The sequence below is a fragment of the Pseudomonas gingeri genome (assembly GCF_013386165.1).
Taxonomy (GTDB): Bacteria; Pseudomonadota; Gammaproteobacteria; order Pseudomonadales; family Pseudomonadaceae; genus Aquipseudomonas; species Aquipseudomonas gingeri_C.
This window is the reverse complement of the sequence record NZ_JACAOS010000003.1, coordinates 949,441-968,490: the sequence shown is the minus strand read 5'-3', so window position 1 is coordinate 968,490 and position 19,050 is coordinate 949,441. Positions and strand designations below refer to the sequence as shown.

Annotated in this window: 14 protein-coding genes; 9 read left to right on the top strand and 5 right to left on the bottom strand. The window is 62.0% G+C overall.

What is annotated here, in order from left to right:
• Nucleotides 1-6: 6 nt before the first annotated feature.
• Nucleotides 7-465 (top strand): copper chaperone PCu(A)C, encoded by a 459-nt coding sequence (locus HX866_RS08860; protein ID WP_177139319.1) that lies wholly within the window; start codon nucleotides 7-9, stop codon nucleotides 463-465.
• Nucleotides 466-598: 133 nt separating this feature from the next.
• On the opposite strand, the gene tssA is transcribed toward HX866_RS08860, so the two are convergent.
• From tssA to HX866_RS08835, 5 genes are read right to left on the bottom strand one after another with little or no spacing between them, the layout of a single operon-like run.
• The gene (gene tssA, locus HX866_RS08855) at nucleotides 599-1,690 is read right to left on the bottom strand and encodes a type VI secretion system protein TssA (protein ID WP_177139095.1); all 1,092 of its coding nucleotides are present in this window, start codon (nucleotides 1,688-1,690) and stop codon (nucleotides 599-601) included.
• On the bottom strand, nucleotides 1,687-5,508 hold the full coding sequence (locus HX866_RS08850) for a type VI secretion system protein (protein ID WP_177139087.1): 3,822 nt from the start codon (nucleotides 5,506-5,508) through the stop codon (nucleotides 1,687-1,689). The genes tssA and HX866_RS08850 overlap by 4 nt, the downstream gene beginning before the upstream one ends.
• Complete coding sequence (locus tag HX866_RS08845) at nucleotides 5,508-6,275, bottom strand: DotU/TssL family secretion system protein (protein WP_177097947.1); 768 nt, start codon at nucleotides 6,273-6,275, stop codon at nucleotides 5,508-5,510. Before HX866_RS08845 ends, HX866_RS08850 begins: the two co-directional genes overlap by 1 nt.
• Nucleotides 6,276-6,298: 23 nt before the next feature.
• Nucleotides 6,299-7,636 (bottom strand): type VI secretion system baseplate subunit TssK, encoded by a 1,338-nt coding sequence (tssK, locus tag HX866_RS08840; RefSeq protein ID WP_305729471.1) that lies wholly within the window; start codon nucleotides 7,634-7,636, stop codon nucleotides 6,299-6,301.
• Nucleotides 7,637-7,669: 33 nt separating this feature from the next.
• Nucleotides 7,670-8,092 (bottom strand): type VI secretion protein, encoded by a 423-nt coding sequence (locus HX866_RS08835; RefSeq protein WP_256344858.1) that lies wholly within the window; start codon nucleotides 8,090-8,092, stop codon nucleotides 7,670-7,672.
• Between the two features lie 216 nt (nucleotides 8,093-8,308).
• Between HX866_RS08835 and tssB the strand changes: the two genes are divergently transcribed.
• The 8 genes from tssB to tssI all read left to right on the top strand — a co-directional run bounded on the left by tssB (nucleotide 8,309) and on the right by tssI (nucleotide 19,048).
• Complete coding sequence (gene tssB / locus HX866_RS08830; RefSeq protein ID WP_177139083.1) at nucleotides 8,309-8,986, top strand: type VI secretion system contractile sheath small subunit; 678 nt, start codon at nucleotides 8,309-8,311, stop codon at nucleotides 8,984-8,986.
• A gap of 31 nt (nucleotides 8,987-9,017) precedes the next feature.
• Entirely contained in the window at nucleotides 9,018-10,646 is a 1,629-nt protein-coding gene (gene tssC / locus HX866_RS08825) for a type VI secretion system contractile sheath large subunit (protein ID WP_177097944.1), read from the top strand.
• A 71-nt stretch (nucleotides 10,647-10,717) separates the two neighbouring features.
• Complete coding sequence (locus HX866_RS08820) at nucleotides 10,718-11,218, top strand: Hcp family type VI secretion system effector (RefSeq protein WP_177097943.1); 501 nt, start codon at nucleotides 10,718-10,720, stop codon at nucleotides 11,216-11,218.
• Between the two features lie 30 nt (nucleotides 11,219-11,248).
• Entirely contained in the window at nucleotides 11,249-11,668 is a 420-nt protein-coding gene (tssE, locus tag HX866_RS08815; RefSeq protein ID WP_177097942.1) for a type VI secretion system baseplate subunit TssE, read from the top strand.
• Nucleotides 11,661-13,460, top strand: coding sequence for a type VI secretion system baseplate subunit TssF (tssF, locus tag HX866_RS08810; RefSeq protein WP_177139075.1), 1,800 nt, complete (start codon nucleotides 11,661-11,663; stop codon nucleotides 13,458-13,460). Before tssE ends, tssF begins: the two co-directional genes overlap by 8 nt.
• On the top strand, nucleotides 13,424-14,458 hold the full coding sequence (tssG, locus tag HX866_RS08805) for a type VI secretion system baseplate subunit TssG (protein WP_177097940.1): 1,035 nt from the start codon (nucleotides 13,424-13,426) through the stop codon (nucleotides 14,456-14,458). Before tssF ends, tssG begins: the two co-directional genes overlap by 37 nt.
• A gap of 1 nt (nucleotide 14,459) precedes the next feature.
• On the top strand, nucleotides 14,460-17,006 hold the full coding sequence (tssH, locus tag HX866_RS08800) for a type VI secretion system ATPase TssH (RefSeq protein ID WP_177139065.1): 2,547 nt from the start codon (nucleotides 14,460-14,462) through the stop codon (nucleotides 17,004-17,006).
• A 35-nt stretch (nucleotides 17,007-17,041) separates the two neighbouring features.
• Nucleotides 17,042-19,048, top strand: a complete 2,007-nt coding sequence (tssI, locus tag HX866_RS08795; RefSeq protein ID WP_177139055.1) for a type VI secretion system Vgr family protein — start codon at nucleotides 17,042-17,044, stop codon at nucleotides 19,046-19,048.
• Nucleotides 19,049-19,050: the final 2 nt, after the last annotated feature.

The window sequence follows — 19,050 nt, the reverse complement described above, 5'->3', positions numbered from 1 at the left end:
ACTGCCATGAAACCCTTGAACGCCCTGATGTTTTCCCTGCTCGCCTTGCTGAGCGTCCCGGCTTTTGCGCAAACCACCGTGGACGATGCCTGGGTGCGCGCCACCGTGCCGGGCCAGCCTTCGACCGGGGCGTTTATGCGGATCACCTCAAGTGACAACGCCAAGCTGCTGGAGGCGAAATCGCCGGTGGCCAAGATCGTGCAGATCCATGAGTCGAAAATGCAAAACGACATCATGAGCATGCAGCCTGTGACTTTCGTAGCGCTGCCGGCGGGCAAGACCGTGGCCATCGAGCCCGAGGGTTATCACGTGATGCTGATTGATCTGGTGGGGCAGGTGAAGGAGGGCGATGAGGTGCCGCTGACGCTGGTGGTGGAAAATGCCCAGGGTGTTAAGGAGTCGATCGAGGTCAAGGCTCGGGCTCGGGCGTTGAACAGCATGGCCGATCACGCCGACATGCACTGAGACAATACAGGTTTCAAATCTGTAGGAGTCGGCTTGCTGGCGATGGCGGCCGGATAGTCGATGCAATGCTTGCGGGCCTCATCGCTGGCAAGCCAGCTCCTACAGTGACCGCGCAAGACCAGACCATTGGTGCTTAAGGCAAGACCCCGAGCAGTCTCCAGATTCGCTGGATATCGGGGTCGGCCTTGATCAACTCGCCAAGCAATTCCGGCAACTCCATATTCCCCCAATCGACCGCACGGTTGATCAGGTAGGGCACCGGACTGTGGGGCTCGACCCGCTTCAAATAATCGGAAATAACCTTCAACTGCCGATAGGCGGCCTGGCGTGACTCCGGTGCCGACAGCGGCAAAGCCGCCGTTGTGAGGACCGGCTCCTCGGTCGTGGCCGGTTCGGCAGGCAGGATGTCCGGTACGAACACCGGCAACGGTTCCGGGTGCATGGCGATAAACTCCCGCAAAGCTTGGACGTGTAGATCGAGGATATTTTGCAAGGCCGCAAAGCTCGGGGCTTCGTCGCCCAGTTGGCGGTTGCCCCAGTCGTTCAGGCGCTCAACGCTCTGCGAGCAGGCATTGAGCAACTGTAAGCGTGCATCGAGCTCACTGACGGGAACCCGCAGCACCGCCTCGCGCCAATCACGCAGCAAGTCCTGGGACTCCTGCGCCAAGGCCTTGGCCTTACGTTCCTCGCTTTTGTTCAGCAGCTGTTTCTGCGCCCGTGTCCACTGTTCCAGTGTCAGGCTTTCGAACCCGCGCGCCGCAGCACCCAGCAAGGGCAGGCGGATATTCAGCAACAGGCTGTACTGACGAACCAGCAAACCCAAGGGCGATGCCAGCCAACTGGCGTCGTCACCCCGGGGATAAAGTGCCAGCCCATAACGCTCACACAGCCCGTCCACCAGTTCCAGCGCCACACACAAGCCGGGTAATTGATAGCGCTGCAGCCAGGCTTCTCCCAGCCAGGTGGCCACCAACAGGTCCTTGCTGCTTTTGCTCAGCAGCTCACTGGCGAGATTTTCCACCGTGGACCAGTCCGCGCGTTTAAGGTCGGCCTGCCAGACACCGGTGGGCAAGCTGGCATCGTCCTCGCGCCGGGCCTCACGCAATACGTCGATCTCCGGTGCCGAGCGCAGGCTGATGCCGGCCGGGTCAGGACCGTGCAAAGGCTCGATAAGGCCCGCCAAACGCAGACGCAGTTGATCGAGGGAGGGCACATCGTTACTCATGGTTGAATCTCGGTACTGGCCACTGGCAGCGGGAAGACCGACCCGTAGGGCGAGGCCGGCACGCGCGTCGGCAGGGTACTCAGGATCAGCGGCTGCTTGCCACCGACCGCCTTGAGCGACAGGCGCAGGAACATCAGCGCATCGGCATTCCCCGGCAGTGGCGAGCGCAACGGCAGTTGCAGGGCCAGCGGCCGGTCACCCTCATCCTGGGTCGTGAAGTGATTGCCGGCCTGGTGGGCGTGGATAAAGCGCAACAGGGCCCAGGCCCCCTCGTACGACCAACTGGCCTGCAGATCGGCCACGGCCAGCGCCGATTGTGCCGGAGCGTCCTGGGGCCGTTGGTTGCTGCCCTTGGCCCAGCGCAGGGCCAGGCGCACCGGCTCACCGACGGTCCAATTGGCGTGGCTGAGGTTTTCGGCCGGATAACTGACGACCCGCGCACCGGTGCTCAGGTTCCAGTCGATGACCTGATCGGCGCCACGTTCTTCGTCGCGATCGGTGCGCCAGCGTATCTCCAGATCCAGGCCCCTTACGCCATCCTTGTCACGCAGCAGCAATGGGCCGAGCCAGGCCCGGGCGTTTTGCAGGTTGAACAGGAACTCGGCCGCCGCGGACGACTTCGCCGAATGGTTGTTCTCCAGGCCGCTGAACGCGCTGGGCAGGTTCTTGTCGATCAGGTCGAGGAATTCGCGAACCCGGTCGGGATTGGCATCGACCGGTGTGCTGTCGTCACTGAAGGGAAAACGCCCGGCCAGGTAAGTCCTGAAGTAGTCGTCCAGACGCTTCCAGGCCACCGCCGCCGTGTAATTCTGCAAGCTGTCGCAACGTTGACGTGCCCGGTCATGAGCGCTGCGGGCAAGCTGGGCAATATTGCCACGGCCCATCGGCAAGACCGAATCGGACAGGGTCTTGGCGCAGTTGCCCAGGTCCATGTCATTGAAGTCGCGCAGGACCATCTGTTGGTACTGCAGCGGCGAGCTGGCCGGATTCTGGTCGCTGTACTTCTTGAGCTCGGCATTCATGTCGACAAAGCTGTCGAGGATCCCATCATCACTGGGCGAGAGTCGATCACGCTGTTGGTCGAGCCATTCGATGGCCGGACGCGCGGTGCTCAACGAATCGCCGATCAGGGTGAACTGGCGGTTCAAGTCCTGTTTCAAGGCCTGCGGATCATTTTCCCGGAAGGCCCGCAGCGACAGGTTGCGGGTACCGTCCCATTGGCTGAAGTCGATGGGTTGGCGAAACAGCGGCAAGGCATCGATCTCGTCCATGGAGCGATGCAGGTCATTCAGTGCCCGGGTATTCAGCTCTTGGCGCAGCGCCTCGGTCTGGCGCGTGTCACTGATGTCGCTGAACACTTGCAGCACCTGCAAAGCCTTGTCGGCGGGCAGGTTGAAGGTGGTACCGCGATCGGCTTCCGCAGGTTTGCCGGTACCCAGGCTGGAAACACTGTTCAGGCTTTGCCACATGGCGATGGAGGTCGCCGAGCGGGCAGCCGCGATCAGCGCCTTGCGGTAAGGCGAGGGCAGTTCCGCGACGTTCTGTTGCAGCCACAGCTGGTAGCTGTCGTGATAATGCAGCGCCGCGTCCAACTTGCCACCGTCGAGCTCGCGCAGCCCCTGGCCATTCAACGGGGGGGCGTCGTCCTGGTTCAGGGCCATCTGGCTGAAGTCCTGGTGCAGGAGCGCCGAGACCACCTGCCCGAGCTTGTCGACATTGGTTTGCAGCTCCAGGCCGCCGCTGCTCTGTTGGCGCAAGATAGCCTGGTCCTCGTCACCTTTCGCCAACCAGCGGTCGTGGAAGTTCCCTTTGGAACTCGCGGCATAACTCTCCACCTTGTCGACCGCGGCCACCCCGATCAGTGCGCTTTGCCGGGCCTTTTCAAGACTCTCCTGATAGCCAGGTGCCAACTGCGCACCATTGCCCTGGCTCCAGGCTGCATTGGTCAGGGCCAGCAACTGGCGCAGTTGGACGATGGACGCGTCCAGCTCTTCAAGCTCGGCGAGACTGTTGCGCTGGCCACCCTGTAACGCCTGCAATTGGCTGTTCAGGGCCGCGGCGGTGGTGGTGAAGTCGGAGCTGGCGAACAGGCTGTCGAGCCACAAGCGCATGCTATCGACGTAGCGCGTGGCTATCTGTGGCTTCACCGGGTCCAACTGCAAGGGACTGGCCAGTGGCACCTCGGCCGTGGCCAGCAGGTGGTTGTAATCGTCGCCCAGCGGCAGGCCCTTGGTCTGGAAGTTGAGCCCAAGCAAATCGTTGGCCAGGGCGATGGCGTCATCCAGCGGGCGCTGGTCACCTTGCACGCTCTGGGCGAAACGCTTGTTGTGACTCTCCACCGCCAGGGCCTGGTCGAGCACCTGCATGGCTTGGCGATAGGCCTCTTCATTGTTGCTGCTGCCGGCTCGCGGACGGGCCACCGTGCGGGGCGCGATCAGGTTATTGAGTTCATCCTGCAGTCTGCCTTTGAGCGGGGTGAACAATTGCACCCGGGCCCGGCTGCGCAGTTCCTGCGCCAGTTGTTGGTCGAGTGCGGAAAACCAGGAGCCTGGCAAAATCGAGGTGCCCATATGCCAACGCGGCGAGGCCTGGAGCAGTTGCCAGAAACTGGCGATACGCTCGCGCCTGGCGGCGTCGTCATCGGTCACGGGGTTGTGCAACTGATCCTCGTGCAGCAGAGCACTCAATTGCGTCGCGGCATCGCTACGGCCATGCCAGGCCCAGAGCATGCCGATCACCCAGAACAGGCCGATCACCCCCACGGCGACCGCCACCAGTTGTTGCGAGCGCTGGCGTACTTGCAGGATGCGTGCGACCGGCTGGGCCAGCCCCTGTTCGGCGATGATGCGCTGGCGCCACAGCCGCGGGGTGAACAGCGGGGGGGCCGGGATCGGTGTCGGTCCTTCGGCAAACGGGTCGGCGTCGGCTGCCGGCGCGGCGCGGCTGGCCTGGGCGCTGAAATACAAGCCACGCAAACGCGGCGCTTCGCCCATGGCGTTCGCTTGGAAAACCGGGTCGCACAAGGAACGCAGGGGATCATGCAGCGCTTGCAGTTGCCGGGGCAGCAGGTACAGCTCGGCGCCGACCTGGCCACGCAGCGTGCCGATTTCCACCAGCAGGTCGGCCATGGCCTGTTCGAGTTGGCCCAGGCCCTGGTTGATCCAGTCCGGGTGCCAAGGGGTTTGTGTCGTGTAGGGCGAGGTCCAGCCCAGAGGCGCGCCCTTCGCCGCCACCGGCAACACCTCCAGCAGCTCGCTGCTACCGGGCAGGCTGTCGAAACCACTGAGCAGCATGTAGACCGGCAGGCTCAGGCCGAGGCGTTGTTGCACATCGACGAACTTGCGCCGCGCCGCGAGGCCGGCTGCGGCGGTGTCCTGATCGGGTGTCAGTTGCTCCAGGTCGCACAGCCAGATGATACCGTCCGCCGGGCGGTTGGCCCTGGCCTGGACCAGCAGTTCCAGGAGCTGGCGCCAGAGCTTGAGCTGCACGCTGGCACGCTCGCCATGGCTGAACAGGGCTGCGGGCACCACCAGCACCGCACCGTCGGGGCCGTACCACCAGCGTCCGAACCAGGCCGGTTGTGCCACGCTGGTCAGCCCCCAGCCGGTGAGCAGTGCCTCGATCTGCGGCGCATCGCCGAGCATCAGCAACCACGGCGTGTCATAGCGGGTCTGTACACCCAGCGCCTCTTCCCACTCGTTCACTGCGGCATAGAAGCTGCGATTGGCACCGTTCAGTCGCGCGGAGTACTTCCACAACAAGGCTGCCAGCAACACCAGCAAGAGCAGAGCGGCGAGAATTTCACCCAGGTAAGCCATCAGCGCTTGAGCTCCGTGGCCTGTGCTTGAAGATCCTGCTCAATGCCGGGCTGCACCCGGTATTGAATATTCCACCAGAACAACTGGCTGATGCCGAGTAACAACAGCAATCCCAGCCCCAGTGCCAAGCTCAGCCGGTAGCCATCGGGCAGGCTGCGGCGCACCGGTAGCTGTTGGGGGGCGATGGCGCTCGGACGCTGCAGTTGCGCGGCGATATCGTTGTCACTGGCACCGCGCTGATGGGTGAACATAAACAGGCTGCGCCGCCATTTTTCGTGCAGGGCCGGGCCGCTGCCATTGCGCAGTCGCCCCTGGAAACCGAGGATCAGACAGCAGAGATAGACGCTGCCCAGGTCGCGCAGGGCCGGATCACGGGTTTCCAGGAGCTTCTTGATGGCGACTGGAATCCGGTCGCCGGCCGAACGACTGCCGAACAGGCGGGCCTCCATGGGGCGATCCTGCCAGGCGGGTTGCCCAGGCCAGTCCTCGAACAGGAGGTGTTCATCGACCAGGCCGATGAAGGCGAAGAGCGTTGCCTTGGCTTGCTGGCCCTGGGCATCACCGACGGCTGCGAAGGTACTGCGCCATAACCGCCTGGCGATCTGACTGACTTGACCGGCCACTTGCGTGACCTGCACCGAGGCCTCGGTGGTGTGCGGCAGGGCCTGCCAGAACACCAGCCATTCATTCCAGGCCCGGTTGAAAGCGCTGCTCAGCGGCGCCGCCTCGAATGTGTCGAACGCCGGTAGTGAGTCATTATCCAACATTGCTCATCAATCCCTGATCAAGTTCAGTCCCGGGTGGCGTCGAACATCAGTATCTCAATAGGATCGCGCCATTCGCTACCCGGCGGCATGTACAGGCACAGGTAGGCCTGGGGATCGAAACAACCGCCGCTGGCCTGCAATTTGAACAGGCGGATGTCCTCGGCGACGACATAGGCCGCTTGTTCGGTGCGTCCCAGCGCGCTGTATGCCAGGCCTTGGGAACGCTGCTTGACCAGGGCCGGCAATTGCGGCTGTGAAGCCCTGAACGCGTTCTCCAACCAGTCCGCCGCAGCCTGTGGGCTCGCGCCAGCAGGCATGCGCAGGCCGATCACCAGTTCCTGGATCGACGTCTGCTGGTCCTTCAGATTGATGGCGAAATATTTGCCCTTGTGCTCGAAGCTGCGTCGGGTGTAACTGGCGCGGATATTCCCCAATTGCGTTTCGATCCAGCCCAGCAACGGGTCGAATCCGGCAAGCAGGTCGTCGAATTTCAATGGACCAAAGGCCGGCACCACCGACCCCGGTTGAAGGCCGTACAGCGCCCCGGCAAACCCGTTCAGTTGCAGATACAGGTCGGCCGGTGAAGCGATATCGGTCTCCAGCATCGCCTGCAATTCCGGCAGGCGAGACCAGATGGCAACCAACTGGGCGCGCAACTCGATGCTTTCCGGGAGCTTGCCGGACTCTTGCGCCTGGCGCCAACGCCCACTGAGAAATTCACATTTATCACGGGCCGTCGCACACACCGCGCCGATCCGTTTGCCGAGCAGCGAATCCGATTCGAGGATGGGGCAGGGTGGCACATAGTCCAGTTGACTGAAGACGCTGCTGGAGTAGCTGATCCTGAACAGCGGCAGGCACACGTAGTCGGAGCGCTGGTTGCTGGTCACCAGATTCAGGATCGGTCGCCAGGCGCTCACGGTTTCGGATCTCGGATTTTTGCTGTCGCTCAAGTCCAAGGCGTCGACGTTCAGTGAACGCAGGCGTCCACTGATTCCGAGTACGCCTGCGCGCCACAACGGGTCCACCGCCAGGTAGATCATCAGGGTGGTCTGATCGCCGAAATCTTCGGGCTTGAGCTTGAGTTGGAGGGGGTAGCAGTCCTTGTCCTTGACCGGGTCAAGATTGACCACCAGGCCGTCAGGCATCACCGCATCCAGGGCCTTGAGGGTGATTTCGCCGCTGTCCGAGATCTGTTGCTCGAGGTTCTGCACGCCCCAATACCAGGGCCGGGCATTGGCGGCGAGACGGGCGCTCAGGCCTTCGGCTCGCAGGTTCTGCAACTGGAAATGCTGTGGAAGCAGTTGCATGCCTTCGCTCCAACAGATCGCATCCGGGATTACATCCGGTATAGCGCGCATCCTTTACTCCTAAGCCTTCCTGGAATACGGGTTTTACTGACCTTGGGCATCGAGCAGGCGCATCTCGCGGGCACCCACCTTGAGCCAGATATCAGGTTGTTTGTCGAGCAGCAACCGGTGCGCGCCCGATGTGCTGTAGCCGGCGAACAACAAAACACCTTCGGCCTTTTCACCTTGCAGAGGATTGCTCGCGTACTTCACCAGTTGCCCCGGAACCACCTCCAGGCTCCACACGTTCAAGCCCAGGGGGAAATCGCGACGAAACTGCTCGCGCTGGGCGAACCACTGATCAGCCGGGGTGCCCTTGAGGCGCTCGAGCAATTGCGGGTCGGCAACGGCGACAAAATCCAGGGCCAGCGGCGTATTGCTGTTGGCCAAGGGTTCGACGTCTATGATGACTTTTTGCAGCGAGACCTTGGGCGCAAACAAGCTGCAACCACTTATCTGAAATATCATGAAAATAGCTAGCGCGCAGCGGGTACCGAGGAACTTAATTCGCTTCATAGGATTCAAAAGTAGATTTTGCCAGATATTCCTTGCTTGTCTTATAGACCTCTTCTAAGGTTTTGCACAGCCGATTTTCCTACAGAAAATTCGCACTCAAGCTGTCGGAAAGGTTTATACCACCAGGAGCGCGTTGCCGTTCGGTAGGCGCGCCAGAAGGAGAAGGGCATGGCCGCTGATCAGGAAAGCAAGCAGAAGTATTTGGGTCGTAATCGCCCGCCGCGTGTACAAATCACGTATGACGTCGAAATCGGCAATGCCACCACCAAACAAGAGCTGCCGTTGGTGGTGGGCATCCTGTCCGACCTCTCGGGCAACAATCAACCGAACAAGCCCGACCCCCTGTCTTTGCGCGGTTTTGTCGATATCGACCGCGACAGCTTCGATACGGTGCTGAGCCGCATCAACCCGCAGCAGAAGTTCAAGGTAGCCAACCTGATTGATACGTCAAAAGATGGCCTGTGGGCCTCGTTGTCGTTCAAGACGATCGAGGATTTCAGCCCGGAAAATATCGTTTCCCAGATTGACGGGCTGAAGGATCTCTACAACAAACGTCAGAAGCTGCAGGACCTGTTGATCAAGCTCGATGGCAACGATGATCTGGACCAGAGCCTGATTGCCCGGTTGCACGATGACGCAGCGGTTCTGGCCTTCAAGGACGACCTGCAAAAGGCCCTCGCGGCGCCAGTAGCGGACCCGGCGGTGCCGGCTGATCCGGTCAAGGCTGACCCGGCGGCGATCGTGGATCCGGTCAAGACCGATCCCGCAGTGGCGCCCGTCGATCCTGTGGACCCCAACAAGCCTGTAGATCCCCCAGCGCCTGTTGTCGATCCTGCCAAACCCTAGTTGATCAGCTCCCCATCATGGAGGAATCGCGATGCCTAATGACCCAGCTTTGACGCCCGCATCTACGCCAGCAGCGGACGCACCCGCAGCCGCAGCTGACCAGAGCGCACAAACCCCACTGCTCGAAAGCATCGTCCAGGCGATGATCCTGGGGGCCCAGGATGGCGTCCAGAAGAAATACGCCCAGCAAATGCTCAGCGTTTTCGCCGACGAAGTGGGCGAGAAAAACGTCCAGGCCAACGGCAACATGCTGACCACCATCAGCCAGCGGATCGCCGACCTCGACACGCTGATCAACGCACAGCTCAACCTGGTGCTGCATGACCCCTCGTTCCAGGCCCTGGAAGCTTCCTGGCGTGGCCTGCACCAATTGGTGATGAACACCGAAACGAGCGAGTCCTTGAAGTTGCGCTTGTTCAACGTCACCAAGGGCGAGCTGCAGCAAGACCTGGAAAAAGCCATCGATTTCGACCAGAGCGTGCTGTTCAAGAAGGTCTACGAGGAAGAGTACGGCACCCTCGGTGGCAGCCCGTTCAGCCTCTTGATGGGCGACTACGAATTTGGTCGCAACAGTGTCGACGTGAAGATGCTCACCAACCTGTCGGGCGTTGCGGCGGCAGCCCATGCACCGCTGATCACGGCGGCCAGTCCGGCCCTGTTCGACCTCAAGTCCTTCGCCGACCTGGGCGTGCCCCGTGACCTGAGCAAGGTCTTCGAAAGTGGCGCACTGATCGAGTGGAACGCGTTTCGCAAGACCGAGGACTCGCGCTATGTCGCCATGGTCCTGCCGCACTACCTGTCACGCCTGCCGTACGATCCGCTGAACAATCCGGTGCCGGGCATGTCGACCTTTGTCGAGGATGTCAACACCACCAGCGGCGCGACGGCGGCAGCGGCAGCCATTGCCGCCGTTGCGGCAGCCAAAGCCGCCGGTATCCCGCCTCAGAGCGCCGATGTCGATGCGCAAAAGATGGTCGAGCCCGATTCGCAGAAATTCCTTTGGGGCAACGCCGCCTGGCTGTTGACCCAGCGTATCACCGACGCCTTTGCCCATTACCGCTGGTGTGCCGCGATTCGCGGAACGGAAGGCGGTGGTACGGTCAGCGATTTGCCGGTCTACCAGTTCAATACCCAGGTCGGCGACCTGGCGATCAAGTGCCCGACCGAAGTGGCGATCACCGATCGTCGTGAAAAGGAACTCGACTCGCTGGGCTTCATCGCCTTGTGCCATCGCAAGAACAGCAATGTCGCGGTGTTCTTCGGTGGCCAGACCACCAACAAGCCGCAGCTCTACAACACCTTCGAGGCCAATGCGAACGCACGGATCTCCGGCATGCTGCCGTACATCCTGGCGGCTTCGCGCTTTGCCCATTACCTGAAGGTGATCTTGCGCGACAAGGTCGGCAGCTTCGCGACGCGCGACAATGTGCAGACCTACCTCAACAACTGGATCGCCGACTACGTGCTGATCAACGACAACGCGCCCCAGGAAATCAAGGCGCAGTACCCACTGCGTGAAGCCCGGGTCGATGTCAGCGATGTGCCTGGACGTCCCGGCAGCTACACCGCCACGGTGTTCCTGCGGCCGCACTTCCAGCTGGAAGAGTTGACGGCTTCGATTCGCCTGGTTGCCGCGTTGCCGGCACCTGCCGCCGCCTGATCCCGCTCATCCCGCCCGCCGTGACCCGGCGGGCCCTCCATTTCTGCTAGTCGTGCAAGGAACAACACCCCATGGATGCAATTATTCTCGACCTGGGCACCACGATCAAAGGCGACTCCCTGCTGGAAGGCTACGCCGACAAGATCGAAGTCATGTCCTACAGCCACAACGTGGCCATGCAAGTCACCAACGACGTCAGCAACTCGGAACGTACTTCCGGCAAGCCACATATCGGTGAGTTCACCCTGACCAAGTTCATCGACTCCGCCACCCCGAGCATCAACGAGTATTGCTGCAGCGGCAAGCCGATCGCCGAGGTCAAGGTCACCGTCGGCCGCAACGCCGCCGAGAGCAGCGGCCAACTGATGCCATTCATCATCTACACCCTGAGCAACGTGGTGGTCTCCAACGTCAGTGTCAGCGGCGGTGCCGGTGGCAAGCCGGTGGAAACCCTGTCGCTGAACTTCACCAAGATCAAGTGGGAACTGACGGCCCAGAAAGACGACGGCACCAAGGAAGGCACCGCGGCCTCTACCTGGGACCTGGCGGCGAACAAACTCATCAAGGGTTGATCGCCTGTTTTCATCCGGCTGGAGATTTTCATGCGTGTTGCGCTGTTCGACCTCCTGGCGGGGGACACGGAGGGCTACTTCGATGCCCGTGATCCGTTGCGGATCGTCGAGTCCATTCGCCTCGAGCTGGAGCGCCTGCTCAACACCCGGCGCAGCGAGCGGGTACATGGGTTCGCCCCGACCATCATCGACTACGGGATGAGCGACTGGAGCACCCTGTATGCCGACCGCGAAGAGGATCATCGCGTATTGATCCGCGATATCCGCGGTGCGATTACCCGTTTCGAGCCACGCCTGGCGCTGGATGATGTCGACGTGCAGGCGCTGCCGGGGCAACGTACACGCATGACGGTACGGGTGAGCGGGCATGTTCGGGGTCTCGAATCGACTCCGAACATGTCGTTTGTCCTGGAGCTGGGTGAAAGCGGCTTCGGGGTCAGGCATGAGTGACTCGATTGATGCCCGACTGCTCGATTACTACCAGCGCGAGCTGACCTGGCTGCACCGTGCCGGCAGCGATTTCGTCGCTAATCATCCCAACCTGGCCAGCAGCCTGAAGCTGTCGTCCAGTGGTTCCCAGGACCCCCATGTCGAACGCCTGATCGAAAGCTTCGCCTTGCTCGCGGCGCGTTTGCAACGCCGGCTCGACGACGGTTACTCCGAATTCAGCGACGCCTTGCTGGAACAGATGTACCCGCTGGTATTAAGGCCGATGCCTTCCTGCGCCATCGTGCAGTTCGGACCGGATCCGAGCAAAGGCAGCCTGGCCGCCGGTTACCACCTGCCCAGAGGCACACAGGTGTTCAAGGCGCCCGAGAAAGAACAGCTCGACAGCCTGTATTTCCGCACCTGCGCCGATGTCACTTTATGGCCCCTGGAGGTTCAGGACGTCAGCCTGGTGGAGGGCAGCGCCGCACAGTCGGTCACCGGCATCGACAATGCCGAGGCGGCGCTGCGCCTGATTTTGAAATGCAACAATGGAAAGCCCTGGTCCGAACTACCGATCCAGACCTTGCGTATTCACCTGGCGGGGCCGGTTGGCAATTCTTCACAACTCTATGATCTGTTGGCCGCCCATAGCCTGAATATTGTCTGTGGCCTGCCTGGCACTCTCGGCCAGGCCGTCAATGCCCTGCCTTTGCCGGTTGGTTATAGCGATACCGAGCGACTGCTACCGGAAGAAGACGGCGTGCATCCCGGGCTGCATCTGCTGGTGGAGTATTTTGCCTTTGCGCAGAAATTCGCGTTTTTCGATCTCGCGCTGAAGGTGCCGCCGCAGGCCACCGATCTGCTTGAGGTCTACATCGCCCTCGACCGTGTCCCCGCCAGTCGCATGAGCCTGCAACGCGAGGACATCGCCCTGGGTTGCACCCCCGTCATCAACCTGTTTTCCCGTACGGCCGAAACCTTGCGCCCGGATGGCACGCAAAGCGAATATCGCCTGGTGGCCGACTCGCACCGTGACAACAGTGTCGAAGTCCACAGCATCCGCAAGCTGGTGGCGGGTACGGCCAGCGGCTACCAGACCGTGCCGCAGTACTATGGCTACCAGCACGGGCAAGCCTATGACGGCCTCTTCTGGCACGCCCGGCGGATCAACGCACCCGGCATTGCGCGGGCCGGTACCGACATGATCCTGAGCCTGGTGGACAGCGATTTCCAGCCCGGCTCCGCGTCGCCTGACAACACCTTTACCGCGCAGGTCTGGTGCACCAATCGGCATATGGCGCAAAACCTGTTGAGCGGCAGCGGCTTGAAGTTCGAACGTAGCGGTCCGGTGGCGACCATCAACTTGCTGAGGAGCCCCACGCCGCAGTCAATGCCCGAACTGGACGGCGCTTCACGCTGGCGCCTGATCTCGCAACTCAACCTCAATCACCTGTCGCTGACGGAAGGCCCCCAGGCGCTGGAGGCGCTCAGAGAGATGCTGATTCTGCACAATCTGCGGGACGAACCCTCCGCGCGTTTGCAGATCAATGGCATTCTTTCGCTGAACACCGAACGGGTTGTCGGCCGTGTCGGCAAAGATGCCTGGCGCGGCTGGCGCAATGGCCTGGAGGTGCGTCTGGAGCTGGATCCGAGCAAGTTTTCCGGCAGCAGTCGAGTGCTGTTCTCCGGCGTGCTCGCGCACTTTTTTGCGCTGTATGCCAATGCCAACTGTTTTGTTCGCACCCTGCTGGTAGAGGGCGATAAGGAGATCAAGCTATGGAGTCCGAGCAGCAACCCGATCCTGGCTCTCTAAGCGCACTCCTGCGTCAGGTTCCCCAGCGTTTTGAGTTGCTGCAAGCGCTGATGATTCTCGAGCGCGAGCAGCAAGAGGCCGACTCGCTGGGTACCGGCAGTGACCCCGGGCGCGAAGTGGTGCGCTTGCGCGGGCCGCTGCTGCCGGAGTTCGCGCCGAGCGAGATCAGCAGCTTGCGGCAAGTCAAGAATGCGAAACTGCCCGGATCCCGGTTGACCTTGCACACCCAGGTGTTCGGCCTCGGCGGCCCGGACGGCCCGTTGCCCTATGCCTATCAGGAGTGGTTGCAGCAACGGGCGCGCAATCGGGATCAGGGCACGGTGGCCTTTCTCGATCTGTTCCAGCATCGTTTGTTGAGCCTGCTGTATCGGGTAGAACAGCGCCAGCGGGTGGCTTTGCCTTACCGCCAGCCAACGCTCGGCCCGGTGTATCAGCAGTTGCGCGCCTTGTGCGGGTTGTCGTCCAGTTCGGCTGAGCAGACGAGCGTGCTGCCGGAACGAGCCCTGGTCGCCCGCGCCGCACTGCTGGCCAATGGGCGGCGATCCCTGGCCGGGTTCCAGAACCTGCTCAAGCATTACTTCAATCTGCCCGTTCAACTGCAAGGTTACCAGGGTGCCTGGCGACAGATTGCCAGCAGCGACCGCAGCGTACTGGGCCGCAAGGGACGCAATCTCAGCCTGGGGCGTGACGCGTTGTGTGGGACACGGGTTTGGGACGAGCATGCAGGCATTCATATTCGCCTGGGTCCGCTGGAACCCGAAATCGCCAAGGGTTTCATGCCCGAGGAGGACTCCCATCGCCAGTTGGCGGAGCTGGTGGCGTTCTACTTCGGCGCGCAACTGCAATGCAGCGTGTCCGTACACGTGACCCAGGCCGAAGAAACGAAGATTGGCAGCCAGCAGCCAAGTGCCTTGGGTCAAGGCACCTGGCTGCTGCGCAAACCCCGCCAGGGGGATTTCCGGATCGACCTGCGCCTGAACGAAGAGGGTGATACCTGAGATGGAAATCGCCGTGCTGATCTCGCGCTTGAACCACCCGTGTCGCGACGCGATGGAGCGGGCCGCTCAGCGCAGTTGGCAGCGTAACCAGCACTTTGTCGAAATCGAACACCTGTTACTGGAGTTGCTGGACATCGAAGGCGGTGACCTGGCCTGCCTGCTGCCGGCGCTGGGATTGGAGCGCGACCGTCTGGCGGGCGAAATCAACCTTGCCCTGGAACTGTTCAAGACCGGCAATACCCGCACGCCGACGCTGTCCAAGCCGTTGCTGGCGCTGATCGAGGACGCGGTGGTCGAGGCCAGTGTGTTCGGTTCGACGGGGGTGCGCTCCGGGCTGTTGTTGCTGGCACTGCTCGACCGTGACGAGTATCGGGCGCTGCTGCAAGGCAGCATTCCCTCATTGCTCGGCATCGCCCGCGACCCGTTGCGCAGCCAATTCATGGTCTTGACCGAGCCCTCCTGCGAATCTGGCGTGCCGGCCCGCCCCGGAAAAGCCTCGCCGCGAGCGGGTGGCGCGGATGCTTCCTTGCTGGAGCAATACACCCAGGACCTCACGGAAGATGCCCGCCAGGGACGTATCGACCCCATCATCGGTCGCGATGGGGAGATTCGCCAATGTATCGATATCCTCCTGCGCCGTCGGCAGAACAACCCGATCCTGGTGGGCGCTCCCGGGGTTGGCAAGACCGCGGTGGTCGAGGGCCTGGCGCTGCGTATTGCCCAGGGCGACGTACCGCCACCGTTACAGGCGGTCAGCCTGCGGGTACTCGACCTGGGACAGTTGCAAGCCGGGGCCGGGGTCAAAGGTGAATTCGAACAACGACTCAAGGGGGTGATCGAGGGCGTCCGTAATGCCGCCGGCAAGGTCATCCTGTTTATCGATGAAGCCCATACGCTGATCGGCGCCGGCGCCGCCGAAGGGCACAACGATGCGGCCAACCTGCTCAAGCCGGCGTTGGCCCGTGGTGAGTTGCGCACCCTGGCCGCCACCACCTGGCTGGAATACAAGAAATACTTCGAGAAAGACCCGGCACTGGCACGCCGCTTCCAACTGGTCCAGGTCGAGGAGCCGGACGAGCAGACCGCCGTGCAGATGCTGCGCGCCGTGGCCGGCAAGCTGGAGCAGCACCATGGCGTCGAAGTCCTCGACGCGGCGATCCAGGATGCGGTGAAACTCAGCCAGCGCTACATTTCCGGGCGACAACTGCCGGACAAGGCCATCAGCGTGCTCGATACCGCCTGTGCTCGCGTGGCACTGGCCCAGCATGACGTGCCGCCGGCCCTGGAAAGCCTGCGCCATCGCCAGGCGGCGACCCTCGATGAACTGCAACGTCTGCGTCGCGAGCAGGCCATCGGGCATGATCATGACCTGCGGATCCGGCCGCTCGAATTGCAGGAGCAGGAGGACCGCCAGGCCATCGTCGAACTGGAAACCCGCTGGCACAAGGAGCGCGAAGCGGTGACCGAGTTGCTCAGGGCCCGTCGCGAAATGCTCGCGCTTAACGAACGTGTCGATCCGAACCGCGATGATGAGGAACTGGACAATCGCCTCGAGCAACTGGCGAGCGAACTGGTGCGCCTGGAAAGCGGTCTGAACGCGATTCGCGAGGACGATCCACTGGTCCCGGAACAGGTCGACTCGAAAGTCGTCGCGGCGGTGATTGCCGCCTGGACCGGTATTCCGCAAGGCAAGGTGCTCGCCGACGAAGCCTATGCGTTGCGCACCCTGGCCGAACGTCTGGGCCAGCGGGTGATGGGCCAGGGCCCGGCCCTTGGCGCCATCGTCCAACGACTGCAAGCTTATCGCGCCGGGCTGACCGATCCGCAAAAGCCGGTCGGGGTCTTCCTGCTGCTGGGCCCCACGGGGGTGGGCAAAACCGAAACCGCCTATGCCCTGGCCGATGCGCTGTACGGTGGTGAGCGCAACCTGATCAGTATCAACCTCTCCGAATACCAGGAAGCCCACACCGTCAGCCAACTCAAAGGCGCGCCGCCGGGCTACGTCGGTTATGGCAGCGGCGGGGTGCTGACTGAAGCGGTGCGACGCAAGCCCTATAGCGTGGTCCTGCTGGATGAAATCGAAAAAGCCCATCCGGATGTGCTTGAAGCCTTCTACAACGTGTTCGACAAAGGCCTGATGGAGGACGGCAGCGGTCTGGTGGTCGACTTCAAGAACACCGTGATGCTGGCAACCAGCAATGTCGGCGCCGAACTGATCCTCGATAGCGTCGCCGGGCAACAAACCAGCGAAGCCTTCAACCAGCAGCTGCACACTGTGTTGTTGCAAGCCTTCCGCCCGGCCTTTCTGGCACGCATGACCGTGGTACCGTACCGCGCCCTTGATGAGGTGACCCTGGAAGGGATTGTCCTGGCCAAGCTGGAGAAACTGCGTGCGCGCTACCTGACGGCCACCGGCAAGCGTTTCGACTACGACGACGGCATCGTCAAGGCCGTGCTGGCCCGTTGCAGCACGGCGGGCGCGCGGGATGTGGAGCATGTGCTGATGGAGCAGGTGGCAGGGCAGTTGGCGCAATGGGTGCTGGAATGAATACAGGTAGTCAAAGATGATCTTCAAGGAACACCATGCCACGTCCCATTGATACCAACACCACGCTGTCATTGAGCGGCGCGGTCATGGCGCCGTTGTTTCCCGAAACCCTGAGCGGCGAAGAGTCCCTGAATCAGCTGGGGGAGTTCAGTGTTACCGGCTACAGTACCGAGACGGTGACCATGGCCAGCGCCGTGGCTACCCATGTGACCCTGACTCTGCATAACGATGCGCTGAAACGTCCCGTGGACGGGCTCTGCGCACAAATTCGCCAGTTACCGGCCGATGCCACCGCCGAGCGCTACAGCCTGCAATTGCGCCCCTGGCTCTGGTGGCTGACCCTGGCCAGCAACAACCGGGTGTACCAGAACCTGGCCACCAGCGACATCGTCACCAGCATCTTCAAGGCCCATGGTTTCAGCGACTACGAGTTGAAGCTTTCCGGCAGCTACGAGCCGCGCGAATACTGCATCCAATACGGCGAGACCGATTTCGCCTTTGTCTGCCGGTTGCTGGAGGAGGAGGGCATCTTCTGGTTCTTCAGTCACGCCGAAGGGCTGCATACCCTGATACTGGCGGACAGCAACAGCGCTTTTGTCGCTTGCCCGAATGGCGCGAGCATCGCCTACCTCGGCCAGCAGATCGGCAATCGGGAGTTGCAGGGCATTCGCTCGGCGCAAATCAGCCAGCAGGCGGTGTCCGGTGTCTACAGTGCCACCGACTATCAGTTCGTCACTCCCACCACTTCGCTGTACGGCCGGGCCGAGGCCGAGTCGGGGCCGCTTTCTGTCTATGAACACCCCGGTGGCTATACGGCCAAGGCGCGGGGCGATGCCCTGGGCAAACAGCGTATGGACGCCCTGCGGACCCAGGCGTTGCGCCTGATCGGTGAAAGCGATTGCCGCTGGTTGCTGCCCGGCTACACCTTCACCCTGACCGGGCATGACGACAGCAGCGCAAACATCGAGTGGTTGCTGATCTCGGTGAGCCATGAGGCCAGCCACGAACACTATCGCAATCGCTTCGAGGCGATTCCCAAGAGCGTCAACTACCGCCCGCTGCGCCTGACCCCGAAGCCGACCATGCATACTCAAACAGCCAGGGTGGTGGGCAAAGACGGCGAGGACATCTGGACCGACGAGTACGGGCGGATAAAGGTCCAGTTCACCTGGGACCGCCAGGGTGAAAAGAACGAGAACAGCTCGTGCTGGGTCCGCGTCGCCCAGGGTTGGACCGGCAAGGGCTTCGGCATGCAGTTCATTCCGCGCATCGGCCAGGAAGTGGTGGTGACCTTTATCGATGGAGATCCCGACCGTCCGCTGGTCACCGCCTGCATCTACAACGGCGAAAACACGCTGCCCTATGCGTTGCCGGCAAACCAGACCCAGTCCGGGATCAAGACCCAGTCCTCCAAGGGAGGCGAGGGTTTCAACGAGCTGCGCTTCGAGGACAAGAAAGACGCGGAGGAGGTTTTCCTCCAGGCGCAGAAGGACCTCAAGTTCAATGTGCTCAACGACACCACCGCCACCGTCGGCCACGACGAAACCCTCACGGTGCAGAACGCCCGTACGCGCACGGTCAAGGAAGGCGATGAAACCGTCACCCTGGAGAAGGGCAAGCGCACGGTGACCCTGCAGACCGGCAGCGACACCCTCGACGTCAAGGGTGACCGCATACTCAAGGTCGGCGGCGACCAGACCCACACCACCACGGGTAACTACAGCCACACGGTGAGCGGCAACTACCAACTGACCGTGGACGGCAACCTGACCATCAAGGTGACCGGCACTCTGACGCTGCAAAGCGGCGGTGACTTCACGGCGAAAAGCGACGCCAACCTCAGCGCCAAGGCCGGTATGGCCCTGAGCAACCAGGCCGGTACCGCCTTGAGCAACAAAGCCGGGACCACCCTGGAAAACAAGGCCGGCACCACACTGACCAACGACGCCGGGGTCAGCCTGATGAACAAGGGTGGTGCTTCGCAGACCGTGGATGGTGGCGCGATGCTGACCATCAAGGGCGGCCTGGTCAAGGTCAACTGAGG

Bases quoted from the DNA above. Each gene is read 5' to 3' on its own strand.
- tssK (WP_305729471.1), bottom strand. From the start codon at position 7,636: ATGCGCGCTATACCGGATGTAATCCCGGATGCGATCTGTTGGAGCGAA.
- tssI (WP_177139055.1), top strand. From the start codon at position 17,042: ATGCCACGTCCCATTGATACCAACACCACGCTGTCATTGAGCGGCGCG.
- HX866_RS08845 (WP_177097947.1), bottom strand. From the start codon at position 6,275: ATGTTGGATAATGACTCACTACCGGCGTTCGACACATTCGAGGCGGCG.
- tssH (WP_177139065.1), top strand. From the start codon at position 14,460: ATGGAAATCGCCGTGCTGATCTCGCGCTTGAACCACCCGTGTCGCGAC.
- tssC (WP_177097944.1), top strand. From the start codon at position 9,018: ATGCCTAATGACCCAGCTTTGACGCCCGCATCTACGCCAGCAGCGGAC.
- HX866_RS08850 (WP_177139087.1), bottom strand. From the start codon at position 5,508: ATGGCTTACCTGGGTGAAATTCTCGCCGCTCTGCTCTTGCTGGTGTTG.
- tssB (WP_177139083.1), top strand. From the start codon at position 8,309: ATGGCCGCTGATCAGGAAAGCAAGCAGAAGTATTTGGGTCGTAATCGC.
- HX866_RS08835 (WP_256344858.1), bottom strand. From the start codon at position 8,092: ATGATATTTCAGATAAGTGGTTGCAGCTTGTTTGCGCCCAAGGTCTCG.
- tssG (WP_177097940.1), top strand. From the start codon at position 13,424: ATGGAGTCCGAGCAGCAACCCGATCCTGGCTCTCTAAGCGCACTCCTG.
- tssE (WP_177097942.1), top strand. From the start codon at position 11,249: ATGCGTGTTGCGCTGTTCGACCTCCTGGCGGGGGACACGGAGGGCTAC.
- tssA (WP_177139095.1), bottom strand. From the start codon at position 1,690: ATGAGTAACGATGTGCCCTCCCTCGATCAACTGCGTCTGCGTTTGGCG.
- tssF (WP_177139075.1), top strand. From the start codon at position 11,661: ATGAGTGACTCGATTGATGCCCGACTGCTCGATTACTACCAGCGCGAG.
- HX866_RS08820 (WP_177097943.1), top strand. From the start codon at position 10,718: ATGGATGCAATTATTCTCGACCTGGGCACCACGATCAAAGGCGACTCC.
- HX866_RS08860 (WP_177139319.1), top strand. From the start codon at position 7: ATGAAACCCTTGAACGCCCTGATGTTTTCCCTGCTCGCCTTGCTGAGC.